The 22,475-nt window shown below is 72.0% G+C and carries 15 protein-coding genes and 1 pseudogene; 13 read left to right on the top strand and 3 right to left on the bottom strand.

The features are described 5' to 3' along the window. The first annotated feature begins 115 nt into the window (after positions 1-115). Both AB0M67_RS15775 and AB0M67_RS15770 read left to right on the top strand, forming a co-directional pair. The gene (locus AB0M67_RS15775) at positions 116-730 is read left to right on the top strand and encodes an XRE family transcriptional regulator (protein ID WP_365745922.1); all 615 of its coding nucleotides are present in this window, start codon (positions 116-118) and stop codon (positions 728-730) included. 168 nt (positions 731-898) lie between these two features. Next, positions 899-1,771: a class I SAM-dependent methyltransferase gene (locus AB0M67_RS15770; protein ID WP_365745921.1), complete on the top strand. Its 873-nt coding sequence runs from the start codon at positions 899-901 to the stop codon at positions 1,769-1,771. A gap of 112 nt (positions 1,772-1,883) precedes the next feature. Here AB0M67_RS15770 and AB0M67_RS15765 read toward each other — a convergent pair whose 3' ends face one another. Both AB0M67_RS15765 and AB0M67_RS15760 read right to left on the bottom strand, forming a co-directional pair. Beyond that, entirely contained in the window at positions 1,884-3,029 is a 1,146-nt protein-coding gene (locus AB0M67_RS15765; RefSeq protein ID WP_365745920.1) for a LacI family DNA-binding transcriptional regulator, read from the bottom strand. Positions 3,030-3,045: 16 nt separating this feature from the next. After that, complete coding sequence (locus tag AB0M67_RS15760; protein ID WP_365745919.1) at positions 3,046-5,637, bottom strand: glycoside hydrolase family 3 C-terminal domain-containing protein; 2,592 nt, start codon at positions 5,635-5,637, stop codon at positions 3,046-3,048. A gap of 240 nt (positions 5,638-5,877) precedes the next feature. Here AB0M67_RS15760 and AB0M67_RS15755 point away from each other — a divergent pair, with 240 nt between their 5' ends. Next, positions 5,878-7,221: a peptidoglycan DD-metalloendopeptidase family protein gene (locus tag AB0M67_RS15755; RefSeq protein WP_365745918.1), complete on the top strand. Its 1,344-nt coding sequence runs from the start codon at positions 5,878-5,880 to the stop codon at positions 7,219-7,221. Here the strand turns inward: AB0M67_RS15755 and AB0M67_RS15750 are convergent. Then, positions 7,102-8,052, bottom strand: a complete 951-nt coding sequence (locus tag AB0M67_RS15750) for a DMT family transporter (RefSeq protein WP_365745917.1) — start codon at positions 8,050-8,052, stop codon at positions 7,102-7,104. The genes AB0M67_RS15755 and AB0M67_RS15750 overlap by 120 nt on opposite strands. A 117-nt stretch (positions 8,053-8,169) precedes the next feature. On the opposite strand from AB0M67_RS15750, the gene AB0M67_RS15745 reads away from it, so the two are divergent. The 10 genes and pseudogenes from AB0M67_RS15745 to AB0M67_RS15700 all read left to right on the top strand — a co-directional run bounded on the left by AB0M67_RS15745 (position 8,170) and on the right by AB0M67_RS15700 (position 22,436). Next, the gene (locus AB0M67_RS15745) at positions 8,170-8,964 is read left to right on the top strand and encodes a (2Fe-2S)-binding protein (protein WP_365745916.1); all 795 of its coding nucleotides are present in this window, start codon (positions 8,170-8,172) and stop codon (positions 8,962-8,964) included. Positions 8,965-9,105: 141 nt separating this feature from the next. Beyond that, positions 9,106-10,194 (top strand): annotated as a pseudogene (gene glgA, locus AB0M67_RS15740) (glycogen synthase); the annotation flags it as partial. A 276-nt stretch (positions 10,195-10,470) separates the two neighbouring features. Further along, positions 10,471-13,056, top strand: a complete 2,586-nt coding sequence (locus tag AB0M67_RS15735; protein ID WP_365745915.1) for a PA14 domain-containing protein — start codon at positions 10,471-10,473, stop codon at positions 13,054-13,056. A 229-nt stretch (positions 13,057-13,285) separates the two neighbouring features. Next, complete coding sequence (locus AB0M67_RS15730) at positions 13,286-14,218, top strand: NADP-dependent oxidoreductase (RefSeq protein ID WP_365745914.1); 933 nt, start codon at positions 13,286-13,288, stop codon at positions 14,216-14,218. Further along, a complete protein-coding gene (locus AB0M67_RS15725; RefSeq protein ID WP_365745913.1) occupies positions 14,215-15,039 on the top strand; it encodes a GNAT family N-acetyltransferase in 825 nt (274 codons plus the stop codon). Before AB0M67_RS15730 ends, AB0M67_RS15725 begins: the two co-directional genes overlap by 4 nt. 250 nt (positions 15,040-15,289) lie before the next feature. Beyond that, positions 15,290-16,690: an SDR family NAD(P)-dependent oxidoreductase gene (locus AB0M67_RS15720; protein ID WP_365746081.1), complete on the top strand. Its 1,401-nt coding sequence runs from the start codon at positions 15,290-15,292 to the stop codon at positions 16,688-16,690. A 281-nt stretch (positions 16,691-16,971) separates the two neighbouring features. Beyond that, a complete protein-coding gene (locus AB0M67_RS15715; RefSeq protein ID WP_365745912.1) occupies positions 16,972-17,145 on the top strand; it encodes a hypothetical protein in 174 nt (57 codons plus the stop codon). Between the two features lie 407 nt (positions 17,146-17,552). Continuing rightward, the gene (locus AB0M67_RS15710; RefSeq protein ID WP_365745911.1) at positions 17,553-18,716 is read left to right on the top strand and encodes a DUF6777 domain-containing protein; all 1,164 of its coding nucleotides are present in this window, start codon (positions 17,553-17,555) and stop codon (positions 18,714-18,716) included. A gap of 63 nt (positions 18,717-18,779) precedes the next feature. Further along, a complete protein-coding gene (locus AB0M67_RS15705) occupies positions 18,780-20,852 on the top strand; it encodes a SpoIIE family protein phosphatase (RefSeq protein WP_365745910.1) in 2,073 nt (690 codons plus the stop codon). A 108-nt stretch (positions 20,853-20,960) separates the two neighbouring features. After that, complete coding sequence (locus tag AB0M67_RS15700) at positions 20,961-22,436, top strand: wax ester/triacylglycerol synthase family O-acyltransferase (RefSeq protein ID WP_365745909.1); 1,476 nt, start codon at positions 20,961-20,963, stop codon at positions 22,434-22,436. Positions 22,437-22,475: the final 39 nt, after the last annotated feature.

The following is a 22,475-nucleotide window of genomic DNA, read 5'->3' as shown; positions in this document are numbered from 1 at the left end:
GAGGGACTCGCTTACCGCGCGGACCGCTGGACGGCGGTGGTGAGGTCGGTGGCGTTGCCGGCCAGCTGTATGCGACGTTAAACCCGTCTTGCATCAAGGGCATACCATGTTGCTCATGACGCAAGAAGATGGGCAGCTGGACAGCCTCGTACGCAAACGGATCCGCGCGCTGCGCGTCGCGCAGGGCTGGTCACTGGAGGAACTGGCCACCCGCGCCAACCTCAGCCAGTCCTCACTGAGCCGCATCGAGAACGGTCAGCGCCGCCTCGCCCTGGATCAGCTCGTCACTCTCGCCCGCGCCCTGGACACCACCTTGGACCAGCTCGTGGAGAACGCCGCCGACGAAGTCATCATCAGCCCGATGATCGACAGCGCTCACGGCCTGATGCGCTGGCCCATGAAGGGCGACCCCGGCATGAGCGTGATGCGTCAGAGGATGACCGGCCCGCCGCCCGACAACCCGGCCCGCATGCGCGCCCACCCCGGCCGCGAATGGCTCGTCGTGCTGTCCGGCACGGCCATCCTCATGCTCGGCCACCGGCGCTTTCGCATCGAGACCAACCAGGCCGCCCAGTTCCCCACCATGATGCCGCACGCCATCGGCGCCGAGGGCGGACCGTGCGAGATCATGGGGATCTTCGACCGCGACGCCCGCCGCGGCCACCGGAAAGACGCCGGCGCCGACGGCACCGAAGCCGACTGCGGAGGCGAGCGGGGCCCCTGCGAATAGGACCCGGCGGCTCGCGCCGGGAGACCCCGCTCCGCCGGGAGACCCCGCTCCGCCGGGAGACCCCGCTCCGCCGGGAGATCTTGCGTGATGGGCAGCGCACCGGGCCACCTTCTTGCGTATTCCGCAAACAGTCGTGCTAACTACGCATGACCGTCTTACGGTGTTGCCATGACCCCAGCGCACCAGCACACGTCCCACCATGGCGACTCACACGGCCACCACCAGTCGCACGACGACAGTGGCCAGGCGGAAATCCTCGACCTCGACGCCGATGTGCTCGCCGAGCACATCGCCTCCATCACCGCCTGGCTGCCGCTCAAGAGCGAGCCGCGCCAGATCGTGGACCTGGGCTGCGGCACAGGAGCGGGCACCTTCGCGCTCCTCGACCGCTTCCCCGAGGCGTATGTCACCGCCGTCGACACCTCGACCGGGCACCTCCGGCTCCTGCGCGAAAAGGCAGGCGCGCGTGGCGTGCGGGAGCGCGTGCGCACCGTGCGGGCCGACCTCGACACCCACCACTGGCCCGACCTCGGCACACCGGACCTGGTGTGGGCCTCGGCCTCGATGCACCACATGGCCAACCCCGACCGCGCCCTCGCGAGCGTCCACGACCTGCTCGCTCCCGGCGGCCTGTTCGCCGTCGTCGAGCTCGCGGGTTTCCCCCGCTTCCTGCCGGCCGACGCCCCCGAGGACCGGCCTGGGCTCGAAGAACGCGCCCATGCCGCGACCGACAGCTTCCACGCCGAGCATGTCCCGCACCGGGGCGCCGACTGGGGCCCGATGCTCACCGCCGCCGGCTTCACCGTCGAAGCCGAGCGCACCATCACCGTGAACATCGAAGGTGAGCGCGGCGAAGCGATCGGCCGCTACGCCTACAGCAGCCTGCAGCGCATCCGCGGCGTCGCCGCACCCGCACTCGGCCCCGAGGACCTCGCCGCACTCGACAAGCTTCTCGACACGGACGGCCCGAACAGCATCCTGCGCCGCGACGATCTCGCCGTACGCACCGAGCGCACGGTCTGGGCCGCTCGCCGCGTCTGACGCCCCGGCACCCGGGGTTGCCTGCCGCGCAGCCCATACGAAGCCTGGCGCCAAGGCCGGTGGGATCAAGCGCGTCGAGGAGTACGCCAATCTCCCCGCGGGCGGTCAGAACCTAGGCCGATCCGCGTACCACCAGCGACGGCTCGAAGATCACCGACGTCACCGCGCGGTCAGAGCCGGCGAGCCGGTCCAGCAGCAGCCGGGACATCTCCGCCGCCATCTCCTCCACGGGCTGTCTGACGGTGGTCAGCGGCGGCCGGCACGCGGCGGCGGCGCTGCTGTCGTCGAACCCGATCACCGCCACATCCTCGGGCACCCGTCTGCCGTGCTCCCGCAGTACATGGCAGGCACCCACCGCCATCAGGTCGTTCGCCGCGAACACACCGTCCACATCCGGGTGTTCGGCCAGCAGCCGGGCCATGGCCGCCTCACCGCTCTCCTGGGTGAACCGGCCCTCGGCGAGCGGGAGATACGGCTGCCCGGCGCGCGCCATCGTGTCGCGGAAACCCGCCAGCCGGTCCTGTCCGGCGGGCACGTCCAGCGGTCCGGTGATCGTGGCGATCCGGCGGCAGCCGCGTGCCAGCAGATGTTCGGCGGCCAGTCGCGCGCCGTCCTGGTGGGCGAGATCGACATAACTGATCCGGGTGGGCCGGGAGGGGCGCGCGTACAGAACGGCGGGCAGCCCGGCATCCGTGATCAAGGCGGGCAGCGGATCATCGGCATGGGTCGACACGACCAGGGCGCCGTCGGCGCTGCCCTGACGGAGATACGAGACGACCTCGTCGCGGGCGCGCGAGGTCTCGGCGAACATCAGGACCGGATACATCCCGCGCGGCCGGAGGTAGTTGACGACCCCGGTCACCACCCGGCCGAAGAACGGGTCGGCGAACACCTCGGCGGTGAAGGAGGATCCGGCCCCGCCGTCGGGCTCATCGGCCCGGCGCGCGTCGCGGTCGCCGTCGCCGCCCGTCGGTCCGGCGGGGTGCGGGGCGGCGGCCTCGTCCTCCGGAGCCGGGTCGTCCCCCGCGCCCGAGACCACCAGGGCGATCGCGTCCGTACGACGAGTGACCAGGGAGCGGGCCGCGCGGTTGGGGGTGTAGCCGGTCGCGGCCACCGCCTGCCGTACGGACTCCTGGATCACCGGGTCGACATTGCGGACCCCGTTGACGACCCGTGAGACCGTGGCGCGGGAGACACCGGCCGCTCGCGCCACATCCTCCAGCGTGGGTGAACCGGCCGGTCTCGGGTCTTCCGTCATGGCCCCATTTATAGCATCAGCGGAGAGCGCTCTCCGTGGTCGCCCCCGGTGACCTTCCCGGCGGTGCGGACGCCGTGATCACCGCGCTGAGCGGCAGATCTCCGGCCGACCGGCCGCCGCGCAGCAGCAGTTCGCCCGGTACGGTCTCCCGGCGGTGGCGCTCCGCCGACCAGCGCTCGGTCGCCCGGCCGTCCACCCGTACCACCGCGACGACTTCCTCGCCCGGGTCCGCGACGGCCGCCGTGTATCCGACGAGCCGCCGCGTCGCCGGTCCGCTCGCGGGCGAGGGGCAGGACAGATAGAGCTGGACCACCTCGCGGCCCTGTCTGCGGCCCGTGTTGCGCAGCCGTATCCGTACCTCGAAGGGCTCGCCCGCGATCACCTCGGACGGTGCCTCCATCGCCTCGTACGACCAACTGGTGTAGCCCAGACCGTGGCCGAACCAGTGGGCCGGGGAGACGCCCGAGCGCAGCCAGGCGCGATAGCCGATGTACGGGCCCTCGGAGTAGTGGAGCTGACCCCGCTCCGGGCGGGTGTTCAGGACGGGCACGTCCGCCTCGGCCGCCGCCCAGGTGGTGGGCAGCCGGCCGCCTGGCTCGGCGCGGCCGAACAGGACGTCCGCCAGTCCGTCCCCGGCCTCCTGCCCCGGGAACCAGGCGAGCAGCAGCGCGGGCACCTCGGCGCGCCAGGGGAGGGCGACGGGACCGCCCGCGTTGAGGATCACGGCCGTACGGGGATTGGCGCGGACGACGGCCCGTACCAACTCGTCCTGGCCGTCGGGCAGTGCGAGCGTGTCACGGTCGCGGCCCTCCGACTCGCTCTCCTCGGTGGTGCCCACGACGACCACGGCGGCGTCCGCGTCCGTGGCCGCCGCGACGGCCGAGGCGAGCGCCGCCGCGGCGTCGCCCGGGGGCGGGGCGGCGGCCAGGATCGTCGCCACTCCGGTACCGGCGGCCAGGCCGCGTCTGGCGACGACCTCCACCTCTTCCCCGGCGGCCAGTGCGGTACGTACGCACCGGTACGGCGGGGCGACATGGACCCGGGTCGGATCGTCGGAGTCCAGCGGGAAGGTGCCGGCCAGCAGGGTCCGGCCCGCGACGGAGAGGGAGAGCGGTCCCCAGCCGCCGACCGCGAGTGTCCACTCGCCTCCCCGGCGGGGCCGGATCAGGGCCCGGATCTCCACGGTCTCCGCGCCCGGCACCCTGGCCGGTTCCACGATCCGGCCGGACAGCCGGTGTTCCGCGTGGAGTTCGGCGCCGTGCGTGTCCAACAGCCGTACCAGCACGCCAGGGTCACCACTGACCGGATCGCGGATGAACGGCCCGTCGGTCCCCGCCGGGTCCAGCGGCCGGGGCAGCGCGCTCGGGGGAAGACCGGGGGAGTACGTCACCTCGGCGGTCCCGGCCAGGGCCGCCCGGACGCCGTCCAGTGGGGAGACCAGCGAGGCGGGGAACACCTCCGCGCTGCCGCCGCCCTGGATCCGTACCGCCGCGGCGTGCGCCCCGATGACCGCGACGGAGCGCAGCCGCGCGGGGTCGAGGGGCAGCAACTCCCCGTCGTTGCGCAGCAGAACGGTGCCTGCGGCGACCGCCCGGCGCAGCAGCGCGCGGGGAGGGCCCCCGGGCCCGCCGGCCGGCCGGGCCGTCGGCCGCCGTACCCGGGGCGGATCGCCCAGGTCCTGTCCGGACGATCTTCGCGGGCCCGCGACGTCCGGCACCGCGGAGGTCGAACGGGCAGGCCCCAGAGCGCCCACCCGTTCGGCCAGCCGCAGCAGTCGCCGTACCTTGTCATCGATCCGTTCCAGAGGGACGAGCCCCTGCTCCACGGCGGCGCGCAGCCCGTCGGCCCACGGGCCGCCGGGTCCCGGCATCGCCAGATCCTGCCCCGCGCGGGCCGTGTCGAGCAGGGAGCGCACGGCGCCCCAGTCGGAGATGACAGGACCGTCGAAGCCCCACTCGCTCTTGAGCGGCTGTTCCAGCAGCGGCGCCGCCGCCATCGTGGCGCCGTTGACCTGGTTGTACGCGGACATCACCGCCCAGACACCGGCGTCCACGGCGGCCTCGAAGGGCGCGAGATAGACCTCGTGGAGCGTCTGTTCGTCCACCCGCACATCGACGGTGAGCCGGTCGGTCTCCGCGTCGTTGGCGACGAAGTGCTTGGCGGTGGCCGCGACTCCACCGGACTGGACGCCGCCGATCAGCGCGGCGCCGGTGCGCCCCGCCAGCAGCGGGTCCTCGGAGAGACACTCGAAGTGCCGTCCGCCCAGCGGTGACCGGTGCAGATTGAGGGTGGGCGCGAGCAGGACGTCGACGCCCTTGCGCCGGGCCTCCGCGGCGAGCAGGCCGCCCAGCTCGGCGACCAGTTCGTCGTCCCAGGCGGCGGCGAGCGCGGTGGGGGAGGGCAGCACGAGCGAGGTGTCCCGCTCGTCCCAGGCTTCGCCCCGTACCCCCGTCGGCCCGTCGGAGAAGGTGATCGCCCGTAGCCCGATGGCCGGTTCGGCGTGCGTACGCCAGGTGCTCGCGCCCGTCAGCAGTCGCACCTTCTGTCCGAGATCCAGTTTCTCCAGCAGATGGCCGATCTCCTCGTCGGTCATGCCCGTCCCGTCCATACCCGCCCCCTTCGTGCGATGGGAGAGCGCTCTCCAGCTCCCCTCGCACAGATTCCCCGGACCTCGGCGGCCATGTCAACGGCGGCCAATTCGCGGCTCCTTGAGACGCGGCCCGGTCCGGGATGGCACGCTGAGTACGCAGGGGTGGCCGGGGAGTAGCTGAGGCCTTGTCATGGTCTGTGCCAAGCCTCTAAGTTGGCCGCTTGTGACGTGTCCTACAGCCAGTGGGGGAGCCCAGCCATGGCCGCAACCGGTCGGCACCGCCGATACCAGCCGAGCCGTATCAACCGCGCGTCCCTGACTGTCACGGCCGGTGGCGCGGGGATGGCGCTGCCGTTCATCGCCGTGGGTACGGCACACGCCGCCTCGGTCGATGTCTGGGAGAAGGTGGCGGCCTGCGAGTCGACCACCAACTGGCAGATCAACAACGGTAACGGCCACTTCGGCGGGCTCCAGTTCACCCAGTCCACCTGGGAGGCGTACGGCGGCGGGAGCTATGCCCCGCGCGCCGACCTCGCGACCAAGGACCAGCAGATCGCCGTCGCGGAGAAGGTGCTCAAGGGGCAGGGCCCCGGGGCCTGGCCCGCCTGCTCGGTCCGCGCCGGACTGACCCGGGGCGGCGACGCGCCGGACATCACGCCGGACCAGGCCCGTGACGCGGCGAACGCGCCCCGTACGGCGACCCGGAAGACCAGCGGCCCGATCCAGGCGAAGAGCACGGCGGTCGCACGCGAGAAGGCGTCGCCCACCTCCGTGCCGACGCGGCGCGAGGGCTACACCGTCGCCCGTGGCGACTCGCTCTCCGAGATCGCCGTCGACGAGTCGGTCAAGGGCGGCTGGCAGCGGCTGTACGAGGAGAATCGCCGGCTCATCGGCAGCGACCCGGATCTGATCTTCCCCGGCCAGAAGCTCGTCCTGCACGTTCTGGCGCCGAAGGGCGGCGCCCCCGCTCAGTCCGAGGCGAAGCCCGCCCCGGCCGAGAAGCCGAAGCAGACGGCGAAGCCCGTCACCCAGCCCAAGCCCGCCGCGTCGAAGCAGGCGGAGAAGCCGAAGCAGGCGGAGAAACCGAAGGAAGCGGAGCAGCCCAAGCAGACCGAGAAGCCCAAGCAGACCGAGAAGCCGAAGGAGGCCGAGAAGCGCGAGGAGGCCAAGACACCCGTCCGCGCCGAGAAGCCCAGGACGAGCGGGGCCAACGCCCCGGTCTCCGCCTCCACCGGCACGCAGTACCGTCAGTCGGGCTCCTGGGCCAGCGGCTATCACACGGGGGTGGACTTCCCGGTCCCCACCGGCACATCGGTGAAGGCCGTCGCCGCCGGACACGTGGTCTCGGCCGGCTGGGAGGGGTCGTACGGCTATCAGGTCGTCATCCGGCACGCGGACGGCAAGTACAGCCAGTACGCCCATCTCTCCGCGCTCAATGTGCGCGAGGGCCAACAGGTCGGCAGCGGCCAGCGGATCGCGCGGTCAGGATCCACCGGCAACAGCACCGGACCGCATCTCCACTTCGAGATGCGTACGGGGCCGGGGTACGGATCCGACATCGACCCCCTCGCCTACCTGCGGGCGCTCGGCGTCAGGATCTGACGGGGGCGGGGCGAGACGCTCGGTGGTGAGCAGGATCAGCCCGCCCGCCGCGACCACACCCGAGCCCAGCGCCAGGACCGTACCGAGCACGTCGTAGCTGAACCGCTCGTCGAACAGGGTGAGTCCCACGGCCGCGGCCACCACCGGATTGACGACGGTCACCGTGGCCAGCGGCGCGGCCAGCCCGGCGCCCCGGTAGGACGCCTGCGACAGCAGCAGCCCGCAGACCGCGAGGACCGCGATCACCACCAGGCTCGGCGCCCGCACGGTCGGCTCCGCCGACGTCCAGTCCACGGCGACGGTCTTGGTGAAGACGGAGGAGATCCCGAACGCGACACCGGCCGCGCCCGCCAGCAGCACGCTCCGTACGACCGGGCCCCCCACCACCCGCGCGGCCAGGAAGAGCAGCCCCACGGCGCCGAAGGCGCCCGCGGCCAGCACCAGCCGCTCCTCGCCGGCCAGCGACCGGGAATCGGCGCCGTCGGTCAGCGCCAGCAGTCCGGCCAGCCCCACGGACGCCATGATCGCGCCCCGCCAGGCGGTGTGCCCGGCCCTGCGGCCGACGAAGAGCGCCGCCATGGGCAGCGCGAAGACGATGGTGAGCGCACCGAGCGGCTGGACCAGGCTGAGCGGCCCGTACGCCAGCGCGACGACATGCAGCACCCCGCCCAGGCCGTTCAGGGCCACGGCGGCCCACCAGACCCCGTGGTGCAGGGGCGCGTACGGCCGGTCGGCGGTGTCCGTCGCGACGCGTTCCTGGAGGATCGCCCCGGCGGCATAGGCGACCGCCGACACCAGGGACAGCAGCACGGACAGCGCGAGTGCACTCATGGAGTCACGATCTCTTGTCGGCGTGATCTCGGCGTCGTCCTGGAGAGGTCATTTCGGCGTACTGCCGTCGTAGTACACAGTGAGGCTGGATGTAGTCCTTTGGATGGGGTGGACGGGATGGACCGAGGGGACGGTACGGACCGGGTGGACGGCACGGAACGGGTGGACGGTACCGGCCCGATCGGGCCGGTGGACCTGGCGCCCGTCCTGGCGCGGGTCGCAGCCGTGGGCGGGTTCTTCGCCCTGCGTACGGGAACACCCGCCGCCGGTCAGGTCCCGCTGGCCCGGGTGTACGCGGGCGACCTCGCCCCGCTGACGGCCCGCGTCGACAGGGTCGCGGCCCGGCTGCGCGCACCCGAGCGCAGGATCGGCGCGTCCGTGGCACAGCTCGGCCTCGCGGCCCGGCTCTGGTCGATCGCGCTCGGCAGCGCCGTACTCGCGGACGTGGTCCCCGATCTGGACCCGCGCCGGCTCCACTGGGATCCGGCGCGGACCTCACCGGACGACCTCGTGCTGACCGGTCCGCGCGCGCTGCCCGGCACCGCCGGGGCCGTGCGCGAGGTGGTGCAGTACGGCCATCTCGTCCCGCTCGGCGAGGCCCTGCGGCGCGATGGCCGGATCTCGCCCCGGCTGCTGTGGGGAAACGCGGGTTCCGCGCTGGCCGGAGCCGTACGGGAACTGACCGTCTGGGGAGAGGGAAACGGGCGACCTGAGGTGGCGGAACGGGCCGGGGCGCTGGCGGCCGAACTGTTCGCACACCCGGACCTGCGCGCCACGGGCGGTACCGTGGCCGGATCGTTCCGCCGGCGCAGCTGCTGTCTCTATTACCGGTGCCCGTCGGGCGGACTGTGCGGGGACTGCGTCTTCGACCGGCCACCGCGGCGGTCTTCCACGCCAACGGTTTCCGGGTGACCATGACAGGGCTGCGATCGCCGGGGCGAGAACGGGGGATGGCGTGAGACTCGGGCTGCTCACCCGCGAGTATCCGCCGGACGTCTACGGCGATGCCGGCGTCCATGTGGAGTTCCTGGCACGGGAGTTGCGCTCCCTGACCGAGCTGGAAGTGCACTGCTGGGGCGACGGCGACGAGGACCCCGCGCCCGGGGTGGTACGCGCCACCGGGCCGCACCCGGACTCGACGGAGCCCATGACGCGCTGCGCGCCTTCTCGGTGGATCTGGCGATGGCCGCCGCCCTGGAGGGCCGCGAACTGGTCCACTCCCACACCTGGTACGCCCATCTCGCCGGCCATGTCGCCAAGCTGCTGTACGACATTCCGCATGTGATGACCGCCCACTCCCTTGAGCCGCTGCGCCCCTGGAAGGCCGAGCGGCTCGGCGGTGGTCACGCCCTCTCCAGCTGGGCCGAGCGTACGGCCGTCGAGGGCGCGGACGCCGTCATCGCCGTCTCCCGGGGCATGCGTGACGACATCCTCGCCCGCTATCCCTCGCTCGACCCGGACAGGGTGCGGGTCGTCCACAACGGCATCGACACCCGGCTCTACCGTCCGGACCCCGGGACCGCCGTACTGGACCGGATCGGTATCGACCGCGACCGCCCTTTCGTGCTCTTCGTCGGCCGTATCACCCGCCGGAAGGGCGTCCCGCATCTGCTGCGCGCGGCCCGCGCCCTCGACCCCGGCGCCCAGCTGGTGCTGTGCGCGGGCGCCCCGGACACCCCCGAGATCGGCGCCGAGTTCCATGAGCTGGTCGAGGAGCTGGGGCGGACCCGCGACGGGGTGTTCTGGATCCCGGAGACGCTGCCGCGTCCCGAGGTGATCCAACTCCTCACCCACGCGGCGGTGTTCGCCTGCCCCTCGGTGTACGAGCCGCTCGGCATCGTCCATCTGGAGGCGATGGCGTGCGGCACGGCCGTGGTCGCGTCGGCGGTGGGCGCAATCCCCGAAGTCGTGGACGACGGGGGTACGGGCCTGCTCGTGCCGTACGACGAACGCCACCCGGAAGCCTTCGAGTCCGGTCTCACCGAAGCGCTCAACCGTGTGCTCGACGACCCGGAGTCGGCGGCCCGGATGGGAACGGCGGGGCGGCGGCGCACGGTGCGGGAGTTCGGCTGGGACCAGGTGGCCCGCCGTACGTACGCGGTGTACGAGGAGCTTCTCGCGTCCGCGCGGCGCTCTGCCTGACCGGATGCCGGAAGGCGCCACGGCCTCGCTCGGCTCGGGGCTCGCGACGCTGGGGGCTCGCGACGCCGGGGGCGGCCACGCTGCCCTTCGTAGCGGCTCCGGCCTGCGACCACCGGCCACGGTCGAGCGCCTGCGCGTAGATCGATGCGTACGGAACCGGCCGTGCTCTGTCCTGACCCTGGACAGCGGGCGGAACGGCATGCTGTCATGCCAACTGCCGTTCCTTCCAACGTTGTACAGAGTCCCACGACGAGCCGCTACCTCAGTGGAGGACATGTGCGCATCCGAAGAAAACTGGCCCTCTTGCTCGCCGTCGTTCTGGGCTTCGCGGGACTCGCCGCGGTCCCGGCGGCCTCGGCTGCCGACGACACGGTCGAGGCCCACGGGCTCAAGGGGGAGTACTACACCCAGTCCGCCCCCGGAGCCTTCGACTTCCATGAACTCAAGGCCACCGCGTTCGACCCGACCATCGACTTCGCCAATCTGGAACCGCGGCTGGCGGCCGCCACCGGGCAGGCCGACGACGTCAGCGTGCGCTGGACAGGGAAGATCGTGCCGGCCACCACCGGCGCGCACACCTTCTCGATGACCGGCGACAACGGATTCCGGCTCTGGATCGACGGCCGGCTCACCATCGACCACTGGGTCGACGACTGGGACAAGGAGCAGACCTCCCCGCCCGTCGATCTCACCGCGGACCGGGCCTACGACATCAAGGTGGAGTACTTCGAGCACTCCGGAGGCTCCAACCTCCACCTGAGGTGGACCGAGCCCGGCGGCGGCAAGCGACCGGTGCCCCAGTCCGCGTTCCGGCTGCCCGACGGTTTCGCGTACGACGGCGCCACCGCCGCCACCGTACTGCCGGACGGCCGCACCCTGCGGCTCGACTTCGTCCAGAAGCTCGCCGCCCCGCCCGCCGGTCTCGCCTCCCATCTCAGCGCGATCATCGGTGGCGCCGCATGGCCGCTGGGGAGCGTGCGGAGCGATCCCCAGGACGCCCGACGGCTGCTGGTCACCCTGAAGGAACCGGTCGTCGGCAAGGGCGGCTCCGCAGATCTGCGCTATGACGGCGCGGGCGGTCTCGCCGCCCAGCAGGGCAAGCCGGTCGCGGCCTTCTGGAGCAGCGGGCCCAACACCTCGGAGTACCAGCTCTCCACCCCCTGGGCCAAGGAGGTACGCCCCGGGAACGCGCTGCCCGAGTACCCCCGGCCGCAGCTGACCCGTGACTCCTGGCAGAACCTCAACGGACAGTGGCAGTTCGCCGCCGCCGAGAAGGGCGAGCGCCCGCCGGTCGGCACCACACTGCGCGAGCGGATCCTCGTCCCGTACCCCGTGGAGTCGCAGCTCTCCGGGATCGAACGGCACGAGGACCGGATGTGGTACCGCCGTACCTTCACCGTGCCGCCGAACTGGCGGATAGGCCAGGACAAGCGGCTGAACCTCAACTTCGACGCCGTCGACTGGCAGGCCGAGGTATACGTCAACGGCACGAAGGTGACCGAGCACAAGGGCGGCTACGACCGGTTCAGCGCCGATGTGACCGATGCACTCAAGCCCGGCCGCACCCAGGAGCTGATCGTCGGCGTCTATGACCCGACGGACGCCGCGGACGGCGAGAACCCGCCCATGGGCAAGCAGCGGCTGGACCCGAGCGGCATCTGGTACACCCCCTCCTCCGGGATCTGGCAGACCGTCTGGATGGAACCGGTGGCGGCCGACCATGTCGGCTCGCTCGGGCTCACCCCCGATGTGGCGGGCGAGAAGCTCGCCGTCGAGGTGCGCGGGATACGGGACGGTGTGCCGGTCACGGCCACCGCGTACGACGGCAAGCGCAAGGTCGGCACGGTCAAGGGCCGCACCGGAAGCACACTGAACGTGCCGGTCCGCGACCCGCGCCTGTGGTCGCCGGACGATCCCCATCTCTACCGGCTGGAGGTGACGGCGGGTAAGGACCGGGTCGGCAGTTACTTCGGGATGCGCTCCCTCACGGTCGAGAAGGTCGACGGCGTGCCGCGTACGGTGCTCAACGGCAAGCCGACCTTCCTGATGGCCACGCTCGACCAGGGCTTCTGGCCCGACGGGCTGCACACCGCGCCGACCGACGAGGCGCTCGCGTACGACCTCAGAATGCACAAGAAGCTCGGCTACAACTCCGTACGCAAGCACATCAAGGTCGAGCCCGACCGGTGGTTCTACTGGGCGGACCGGCTCGGGCTGCTCGTCTGGCAGGACATGCCGGCGATGAACACCATCACTCCGAACGCCGCGTCCCGTGCCCAGTACGAGCACGAGATGAAGAAGATGATCGACCAGCACAGCAGCAGCCCCTCGGTGGTCATGTGGGTCACCTTCAACGAGGGCTGGGGCCAGTACGACCAGGCGCGGATCGCCGACCAGGCCACGGCGTGGGACCCGTCCCGGCTGGTCAACAACATGAGCGGGGTCAACTGCTGCGGCGCGGTCGACGGCGGCAATGGCGATATCGCCGACGCCCATGGCTATCCGACCCCGCAACTGCCCGCGCCCGACGGGAAACGGGCGTTGGTCAGCGGGGAGTACGGCGGACTCGGGCTCGCGGTGCCCGGCCACGCCTGGCCGGTGCAGCACACCTATGTAGGTGTCGACCAGGCCGCGTACACCGACGAGTATCTGGCCCAGCTCGGCAATGTCCGCAAGCTTGCCTGTCAGGGGAGCAATGGCGCGGTCTTTACCCAGATCACCGATGTGGAGGGCGAGCTCAACGGACTGCTCACCTACGACCGCAAGGTGATGAAGCCCGATGTCGAGCGGCTCAAGGCGGCGCACGACGCGCTGATCCGTGATGCCTCCGACCCGGCGTCGATGGAGTGCGCCACCTCCTGATCCGCCCACGGCCCCGGCCCGCCCGCATCCGGGGCGGGCCGGGGCTCGGGCACGCGCGGACTCGGGCACGCGCGGGCTCGTGCGTGCCGGGCCGTATGAACACGGGGGCATATGAACGCTGTGTGACCTCGGGAATAGGCTGGCCGGTGATCCACCTTGAATCTGCTGTTGCCGCGCCCGATGGTGCCAGGTCGGCAACGGAAGCCACCGGTCAGAGCGAGGAGCCCCGATGCCCAAGGCCACGTCCAAGGCGTATGTCTTCACCCGGCACGGCGGTCCGGAGGTGGAGTCCTTCGTCGACCGGCCGACGCCGAGCCCCGGCCCCGGCCAGCTGCTGGTGGCCGTGCGCGCCGCGGGTGTGAACCCCGTCGACTGGAAGCTGCGCGGGGGTTACCGCCGGCCCGGTTCCGCGCCCGCCTCGCTGCCCGAGACGCTGGGCAGCGAGGCCGCTGGTGTGATCGAGGAGATCGGCCCGGACGTCGAGGGCTTCGCCGTCGGCGACGCGGTCTTCGGCTCCACCCTCACCGGCGGATACGCGGAGTACACCCTGCTGCCGGTCGGGATCACCGCGCACAAGCCGGACGCGCTGTCGTTCACGGACGCGGCCGTACTGCCGGTCGCGGCGGCGACCGCGTACGACGCCGTGCGCCAGGCCGATCTGCCGCCCGGCGCCACGCTGCTGATCACCGGCGCCGGCGGGGGAGTGGGCGTGGCCGCCGTACAGCTCGCGCGCGACTCCGGCCTGCGGGTCATCGGCACCGCGAGCGAGGGCAAGAAGGAGTTCGTCGAGTCCCTGGGCGCGGTCCATGTCCCGCCGGGACCCGACCTCCCCGCGCGGGTACGGGCCGCGGCGCCCGACGGTGTCGACGCGGTCCTCGATCTCGTCGGCGGCGACACCCTCCGGGACGCGGCCGAGCTGCTCGTGGACCGTACGAAACTGTTCAGCGTGGCGGACAAGGCGACCGTTCCCCAGCTGGGCGGCGCGGTGGTCGTACGGCAGCGGACCGCCGCGGTCCTCGATGAGATCGCGAAGCTCGTGGTCAGCGGAGCGATGCGGCCGTTCGTGACCCGGACCTTCCCGCTGGAGCGCGCGGACGAGGCGCTGCGCGCGGTCGAGGCGGGGCATGTCCAGGGGAAGATCGTGATCGAGGTCGGCGCATGAGCGGCACGCCCGGTTCCCTGTCGCGCCCGCCCGCGCCCCGCCCGTCCTCGTCCCGTACGCAGGAGCCGTCCTCGTCTCGTACGCCGGAGCCGCCCCCGGCCGTGCCGGGCCATCCGCTGGACCATCCCACGCTGGCCTCGCTCACCGGACCGCACGCGCACTTCGCCGAGCGGCGCGGCCGGCTGCTGCGCTATCCGCCCGATGTCTCGCCGTGGCTGGCGCTGCCCGACGCCCCCGACGCCGCGGACTGGGCCGACGCCGCCGCGCTCGCGGGCCCCGGGGGATCCCTGGCGCTCGCCGGCTATCGCGTTCCGCCGCCCGACGACTGGGAGGTCACCTTCAGCGCCGACGGAGTGCAGCTCGTCGGCACCGACGTCAGGACCGTTCCGGACGAGGAAGCCGTACCCCTGTCTCCCACCGACGTACCGGAGATCCTCGACCTGGTCGAGCGCACCAGACCGGGGCCGTTCCTGGCGCGCACGATCGAGATGGGCACGTATCTCGGTATCCGCCGCGAAGGGGCGCTGGTGGCGATGGCGGGGGAGCGGCTGCATCCCCCGGGCTGGGTGGAGATCAGCGCCGTCTGCACCGACCCGGCGTTCCGGGGCCAGGGGCTGGCGGCCCGCCTCGTCCTCGCGGTCGCCGACTCCATCAAGGCCCGCGGTGAGCGGCCGTTCCTGCACGCGGCGGCGTCCAATACGAACGCCATCCGGCTGTACGAGTCGCTCGGCTTCCGGCTGCGCGGCACGACGAGGTTCCTCGGGGTCCGGGTCCCGGCCGGTGAGTCCCGGAGCGTCGGGGCCGGGGCCGCGACCGGCTAAGATAGTGGGATTTTGTTGGCCCCCGGCGCGTCGGTATGCTCCTGACCTGCAGGGATGGCCGCAAAGGCCAAGAAAAGCCCCATCTGGGACTCCGGCGTACGAGTGACCCCGGTGTACGAGTGATCGAGGAACGGCAGCAGCGATGACGGTGACAGAGGACAGCCCGGCGTACGGCGACAGCCGGCCGTATGCCGAGAGCCCGGTGTACGCCGAGAGCCAGGAGTACGGTCCCGGCATCGACCCCGAGCGCATGGCCGTCTGTCTGGCGGTACTCGACGAACTCGACAAGCTGGACGTCGACCACCCCGACGCGATCGCGGTCCGGCGCGCCACCGCCGGGATCTACCGGACCGTCAAGCAGCGCCGCCGCCAGGAGCGCAGGGCCGCCAAGACCGCCCACGACAAGGCCGTCACCGAAGCCACCGCCACCGGCTCCGCCGAGCGCATCGACGACGAGACCCAGGGTTTGCTGCCCTCCTCCTCGGCCGGCGGTGAGATCGCGGGCATACTCCAGCGCCCCCGCTCCTGCTACATCTGCAAGACCCGCTACACCGAGGTCGACGCCTTCTACCACCAGCTCTGCCGGCCGTGCGCCGCCGAGAACCGCGCCCGCCGTGACGCCCGTACGGACCTCACCGGACGGCGCGCACTGCTCACCGGCGGCCGGGCGAAGATCGGCATGTATATCGCGCTGCGACTGCTGCGCGACGGCGCCCACACCACCATCACCACCCGCTTCCCGGGCGACGCGATCCGCCGCTTCAAGGCGATGCCGGACAGTGACGAGTGGATCCACCGCCTCAAGATCGTCGGTATCGATCTACGGGACCCCGCGCAGGTCGTCGCCCTCGCCGACGCCGTCGCCGCCGAAGGCCCGCTGGACATTCTGATCAACAACGCCGCACAGACGGTGCGCCGCTCCCCGCAGGCGTACAGCGAGCTGCTGGCCGCCGAGTCCGCGCCGCTGCCCGCGGGTGAACTCCCCGCCTCCCAGGTGATCGGGGCGTTCGGCAGCGGTGCTCAGGCCGTACTGCCCGCCGCCGGCGCCGAGGCGCTGAGCGCCTCCGATGTCACCGGACTCGCGCTGGTCGGCGGCTCCGCCACGCTCGCCAGGATCGAGGCGGGCACGGCGATCGACGCCGGGGGACTGGTGCCCGACCTGCACGACACCAACAGCTGGGTGCAGACCGTCTCCGAGGTCGACGCGGTCGAGCTGCTCGAAGTCCAGTTGTGCAATTCCACCGCGCCCTTCATCCTGATCAGCAGGCTGCGTCCGGCGATGGCGGCGGCCGAGGCGGCCCGTGCCTACGTGGTGAACGTCTCCGCGATGGAGGGAGTCTTCAGCCGTGGTTACAAGGGCGCGGGTCATCCGCACACCAACATGGCGAAGGCGGCCCTGAACATGCTGACCCGAACCAGCGCCCAGGAGATGTTCGAGAGCGACGGCATCCTGATGACCGCCGTCGACACGGGTTGGATCACCGACGAGCGCCCGCATCCGGACAAGATGCGCCTGGCCGACGAGGGCTTCCACGCCCCGCTGGACCTGATCGACGGCGCGGCCCGGGTGTACGACCCGATCGTGCGGGGCGAGAGTGGCGAGGATCTGTACGGCTGCTTCCTCAAGGACTACGCGCCCGCCAACTGGTAGCCGCCGCCGGGCGGCCGACGGGCTCATCACCCGTCAGGCGGCCACCGGCCCACTGGTCATGGGCCGAGTGGCCGGAATTTCACTCGAATGCGAGCCCTATCGAGCGGGTTGACGCTCATATGGTTACGCTGGTGCGAACGGACGGCCAAGCAGGGGATACACCATCCCCAGGGCTGTGCTGGGACAGGCCCACTACCAGGGCCGCGGTCCCGTCCGACAAAGGCGCCACCGCGACGGAAACGTGTCCTGTCCCAGAGTTGCGCGACACAGAGGAGTGCGCGGTGACACCAGACCTCACGAAGCACGAGCAGCGTCCGGCGGAGTACGTGGAACGGAACCGCCGGCCCGACAAGAAGCTCGGAAATCTCGAAGTATGGGCCAGGTCGGCTCCGATCAGACTCGCCGGCTACGAGGACGACCTCGCGGAGCCGCACATCCTGCCCGGGATCGACTGACCCACCGGATCGACCGACGGATCGCCGTACGTCCCGTATCCCGCGCCGGTCGGGGTGCGGGACGACGCATGACACCCCTGGCGACACCATGCCCCGGACTCCCCCGCCCCGGCCACCGGCGGCGTAGTGCGGGCAGACCGGTCCCGGTCGCGTCGCGCGGCTGCCCCGGTGACCGCCCCACAGCGCGGACGATCGTCGGCGTACCGGCCGTCGCGATACGGCTGACCAGCACCTATATCCCACGCCACCCCTCCGACTTCACCATGCCCACGTACCGCGACGGGCGTGTATCCCCCGCCTGAACGTGTGCGAGCCCCAGGTCCGTCCTCCCCTTTCCCGCTTGCGGGGTGGAGAGAGTTCCGGCAGACATAAGGGGACATCCATGGAGGAAGAGTCGGGAGATTCTGGTGCGCTCACCCCACCGTCGTCGGTATGTCACGCTCGCCGTGCTGTCCGCGGGGATTCTGATCACGGCCGGCTGTGGCGGGGACGAGGGTGGCGAGGACATGGTGAGCGCCGAGGAGCTCCTGCTCCAACCGGCCGCCGACCGGGGACCCGATCCGTTCACCCGGTCCACCGTGAGCCCTGATTCCGTGACCAGTCCGGCGGTCCGGCCCCCGTCGTCGGACGCCCAGGGCGGAGCGAGCGGGACCGTACGGGCACCGCGCGCCCTGCCGGGCTCCACGCCGGGACTCTACGGCGGCACCGCCGTCGCGAGTTGTGAGGTGGAGCGGCAGACCCGTCTCCTCACCCAGGACCGGGCGAAGGCCCGCGCGTTCGCCGAGGGAGCGGGGGTCACCCAGGCGTCCGTCCCGGACTTCCTGCGTGGACTGACCCCCGTGGTGCTGCGGCCCGACATCCGGGTGACGAACCACGGCTACCGCGACGGGTCCGCCGCCGCCTTCCAGTCCGTACTGCAGGCGGGCACCGCCGTCATGGTGGACAACAGGGGTGTGCCCAGGGTGCGCTGCGCCGACGGCAGCCCGCTGCGCCCGCCGATCGCGGCCAAAGGTTCCGTGCGCTACAGAGGCGAGAAGTGGAAGGGCTATCTGCCCGACCGGGTCGTCGTCATCACCCGTACCCCCGAGGCCATCACCAGCCTGGTCATCGTCGATCTCGCCGCCAACAGCTGGATCGAACGGCAGATCGGTACCGGAGGCCGGCGGGACAAGCCGCCCCAGGTGCCGCCGCGGTACGGGCCGGAGGCCGACATCACGGACCCGGACGCGGTGAAGCTGCCGGGGTCAGGACTGCCCGAGGTCCCCGCGGGCATGGGGTCGGGGTCCGGGGATTCCCAGCAGGGCAGGTCCACCCCGGACCGGGGCCGGGGTGTGCCCGACCAGCGGGGGGACGCGCCGCTCATCGAGGACGACGGAGTGGTCCCGCCCGACGGGCCGGTGGAGCCCGGGCCGCGCGGCGCGGGCGATGGCGATGTCCCGTTGTCCGACGAGGACATTCTGACGGGTCCTGACGACCCCGCGGTGGTCCCCGGCGACGAGTTGTCCGCCCCGTTGCCGGACGGCCCGGAGGCCGGCGTCGAGCTGATCGGCCCCGATGCGTTCGCGGGCTGACGGGAGGGCCCGAGGCTGACAGGACCGCTCGAAGAATCCGACAAATGATGACAGAGTGTCTCCATGGTTGAACGGGAAGCGGGTCCCCTGGCGCTCCCCGCCGACTGGCCCGCCCCTCCACGCATCAGTCTGTCCCTCAACCGGATGGGGACCTTCGACTGGCACCTCGACAGCGGGCTCCTGCATCTCGACGCCCCCGCGCTCGCGGTCCTGGATCTGCGCCCCGACGAGTACGACGGCCGGCTGAGCAGCCTGGAGGCGCGGGTGTCGCCGAGCGAGAGCAGCCGGCTGAAGGAGGTGGTGGACCGGGCGCTGCGAGACGGCAATGTCACCTATGGCGCGTACCTCCGTATCCGGCGGCGGGACGGAAACCTGGGCTGGACGCACACCCAGGGCGCCATCCGCCGTGACCCGGCGGGCCGTCCCTACCGCGTCATCGGCATCGTCCGCGACGCCTCCCAGGAACTCGCGGACTCGGCCGCGCGACTCGAACTGAGCGCGGTGCGCCGGGTGCGGACGAGCGTCGTCGAGGGCACGGCCGCCGCGCTCGCCCACGCCAGGACCGTCCAGGACGTCATCGACGTACTGAAGGACTCCCGCGGCCTGGCACACCTCGGGGCCAGCAGTCTGGTCATGGGGCTGATGGAGGCGGGGCGCATCCATCTGGTCGCCGAGGGCCCCGAGGGCTCCTACGTACAGGGGACGCGGGTCACCCGCACCGATGAGCAGTACCCGATGAGCGAGGTGGTACGGACGCTCGTCCCGCGCTTCATCGAGTCCGCCGAGGAGTTCGCCGAGCGCTACCCCGTCCTGTGGCCGCACATCAGCGGGCTGGGCATCAACGCCGCCGCCTATCTGCCGCTGATCGCCCAGGCGCGGCCCATCGGTGCCCTCGGGCTGCTCTACCAGGAGAAGAGCGGCTTCACCGCCGAGGACCGCAATCTGCTGGTCGCGCTCGGCAGCAGCATCGCGCAGAGTCTCCAGCGCGCCGTCCTCTTCGAGCAGGAACACGATCTGGCCGAGGGGCTCCAGCAGGCGATGCTGCCCCGCCGGATCCCCGCCGTGCCGGGCGCCGAGATCGCGGTCCGCTACCGCTCGGCCCGGCTCGGCCGGGACATCGGCGGCGACTGGTACGACGTGATCCCGCTGCCCGGCGGCCGGGTCGGGGCGGTCATCGGCGACGTACAGGGCCATGACACCCACGCGGCCGCCGTGATGGGACAGCTGCGCATCGTGCTGCGCGCGTACGCGGCCGAGGGGCACGCACCGGCCACGGTGATGGCGCGGGCCTCGGTCTTCCTCCATGAACTGGACACGGACCGCTTCGCGACCTGCACCTACGCGGAGGCCGACCTGGCCACCGGAGTGGTCCAGCTGGTCCGGGCCGGCCATGTCGATCCGCTGATCAGGGACACCGACGGCAGCTGTCGCAGACTGCCGGTGCCCGGCGGGATGCCGCTCGGGCTCTCCGCGGCCTTCGGACGGCTCGACTACCCGGTGGAGACGATCGAACTGGACCCCGGCCAGACCCTGTTGCTCTACACCGACGGCCTGGTCGAGCAGCCGGGCGCCGATCTGGACGACGGGCTGCAACTGCTGGCCGCGCTGGTACGGGACGGTCCGCGCGATCTCCAGCGGCTGGCCGACCGGCTCTGTGAGGTGGTCGACGCGCGCGGCGGCGAGGACGATGTCGCCGTGCTGCTGCTGCGCCGCGGCGGCGCGCGCGCCCCGCGCTCCGGCGGCCGGCTCCAGCAGCGGGTCGTGCAGGGCGACCCGGAGGGGCTGAGCACCGCCCGGCATATGATCCGCGCGGCGGTGGCCGCCTGGGGGGCCAGGGGGCGTTCCGACGAGATCGAACTGGCCGCCGATGAGCTGATCACCAACGCGCTGATGCACACCGCGGGCGGGGCCGTCGTGACCGTACGGGTGCTGTCCGGGGCGGAGCGACGGATGCGGGTCGAGGTCGAGGACGATTCGAGCGCCCTGCCCCACCGTCGGGACGCCGGGTACTCAGGGGTCTCCGGGCGCGGACTCCAGCTCGTGGAAGCGCTGGCGGACGAGTGGGGCGTGGAGTCGCGTGGCTGCGGCAAGTGCGTGTGGTGCGAGTTCATCGTGCCGAACCGACCGTCACGTTGAACGTTTTTCGTCGTTAACTGTAGGTGTCTTGATCGTACTTGACCGTAACCGAACAAGGGCGATTGGCTCTGCCCGTCGCCGTTCCTGCCTCCAAGACCTGGGGTTCCCTTGACCACCGAGCTGCTGGCACCTCTCGATCTGGCCTTCTGGCATCTCGAATCCGCCGACCATCCCATGCACCTCGGCGCGCTCGCGGTCTTCACCGCGGCACCCGGCACGGCCGGCGGAGCGGGCGTGCTGGAACTGCTCGCCGCGCGCGCCGCCGCCATCCCCCGGCTCAGGATGCGGGTACGGGACGTCTGGCTGCCGGTCGGCGGCGCGGCGTGGGCGGTGCACAAGGAGTTCGACGTACGCCGTCATGTGCGGCGGTTGCCGCTGCCCGAGGGGGAGTTCGCGACGGAGGCGGCGCGGCTGGCGGGCGAGCTGATGGAACGTCCGCTCGAACGCGGCATCCCGCCCTGGGAGATGTATGTCCTGACGGCGGAGGGCGGTGGCCGGGGCGGGACCGGGGATGCGGTAAGCGGCGGCCGGCCGTTCGCCGTCCTGGTGAAGCTGCACCACGCGCTGGCCGACGGCATCCGCGCCGTCGCCATCGGCGCCGGAATCTTCGACCAGATCGCCGACGCGCGGGCGGCCGGTGGCCGCCGGGCGCGCCCGGTGCCGCCCCGGTCCTGGCTGCCCGGCCCCTGGCAGGTGGCCGGACTGGCCAGAGGCCGGATCGAGGAGCTGGGCCGGGCCGTCGGTATCGGCGCCTCGGTCGTACGGGCGAGCCGGCTCGACCCGCGCGGTATGCCCGCGCTCTCCGCCGGATCCAGCGGGACACGGCGGCTGGCCACCGCCCTGCTCGATCTGGAGGATGTCCAGCGGATCCGCCGGGCCGCGGGCGGCACGGCCAACGATGTCCTCCTCGCGACCGTGGCCGGCGCGCTGCGCCGCTGGATGCTCGAACGGGGCGAGCCGCTGCCCGTCGCCGCGCCGCGCGCGCTCGTGCCGGTCTCCCGGCGCAGACCGGGCAGTCCGCCCGGCTCCGGCAACAGGCTCTCCGCCTATCTTCTCGCTCTGCCGGTCGCCGAGGCCGACCCCAGGGCCAGGCTCGCCGCCGTACGCCGGGGCATGGACCGCAACAAGTCCGACGGGCCCTCCCGCGGCGCCGGCGCGGTGGCCGTCCTCGCGGACCAACTGCCGCCGCTCGCCCACCGGCTCGGGGCGCCGCTCGCCGGCAGCGCGGCCAGGATGCTCTTCGACATCCTGGTGACGAGCGTCCCGCTGCCGCGCTCGACGCTCTCGCTCGGCGGCTGCCCCCTGCGCGAGGTGTATCCGATGGCACCGCTCGCCCGCGGACAGTCCCTCGCGGTGGCGCTGTCCACCTACGGCGGGCAGGTGCATGTGGGGCTGGTCGCCGACGGCAAGGCCGTACCGGACCTCGACCGGCTGGCGCGCGGGATGACCGAGGAGCTGCGGGAACTGCTCCGGGTCGCCGATCCGAGCGGCCGGAACCGCTCCGGCGACTCCGACCGGGCGGCCCCCGCCGGAGGATCCTTGGCCATGAAGAGCCCCCGGAAACCCGAGAGATCGGACAGCTGACGGCGAAGTCCGTACAGATAGCTGCTTCATGGGTGTTGA

It is taken from the genome of Streptomyces sp. NPDC051662, from assembly GCF_040681655.1.
Taxonomy (GTDB): domain Bacteria; phylum Actinomycetota; class Actinomycetes; order Streptomycetales; family Streptomycetaceae; genus Streptomyces.
Note: the sequence above shows the minus strand (reverse complement) of the source record. Positions and strands in the feature narration are given on the sequence as shown.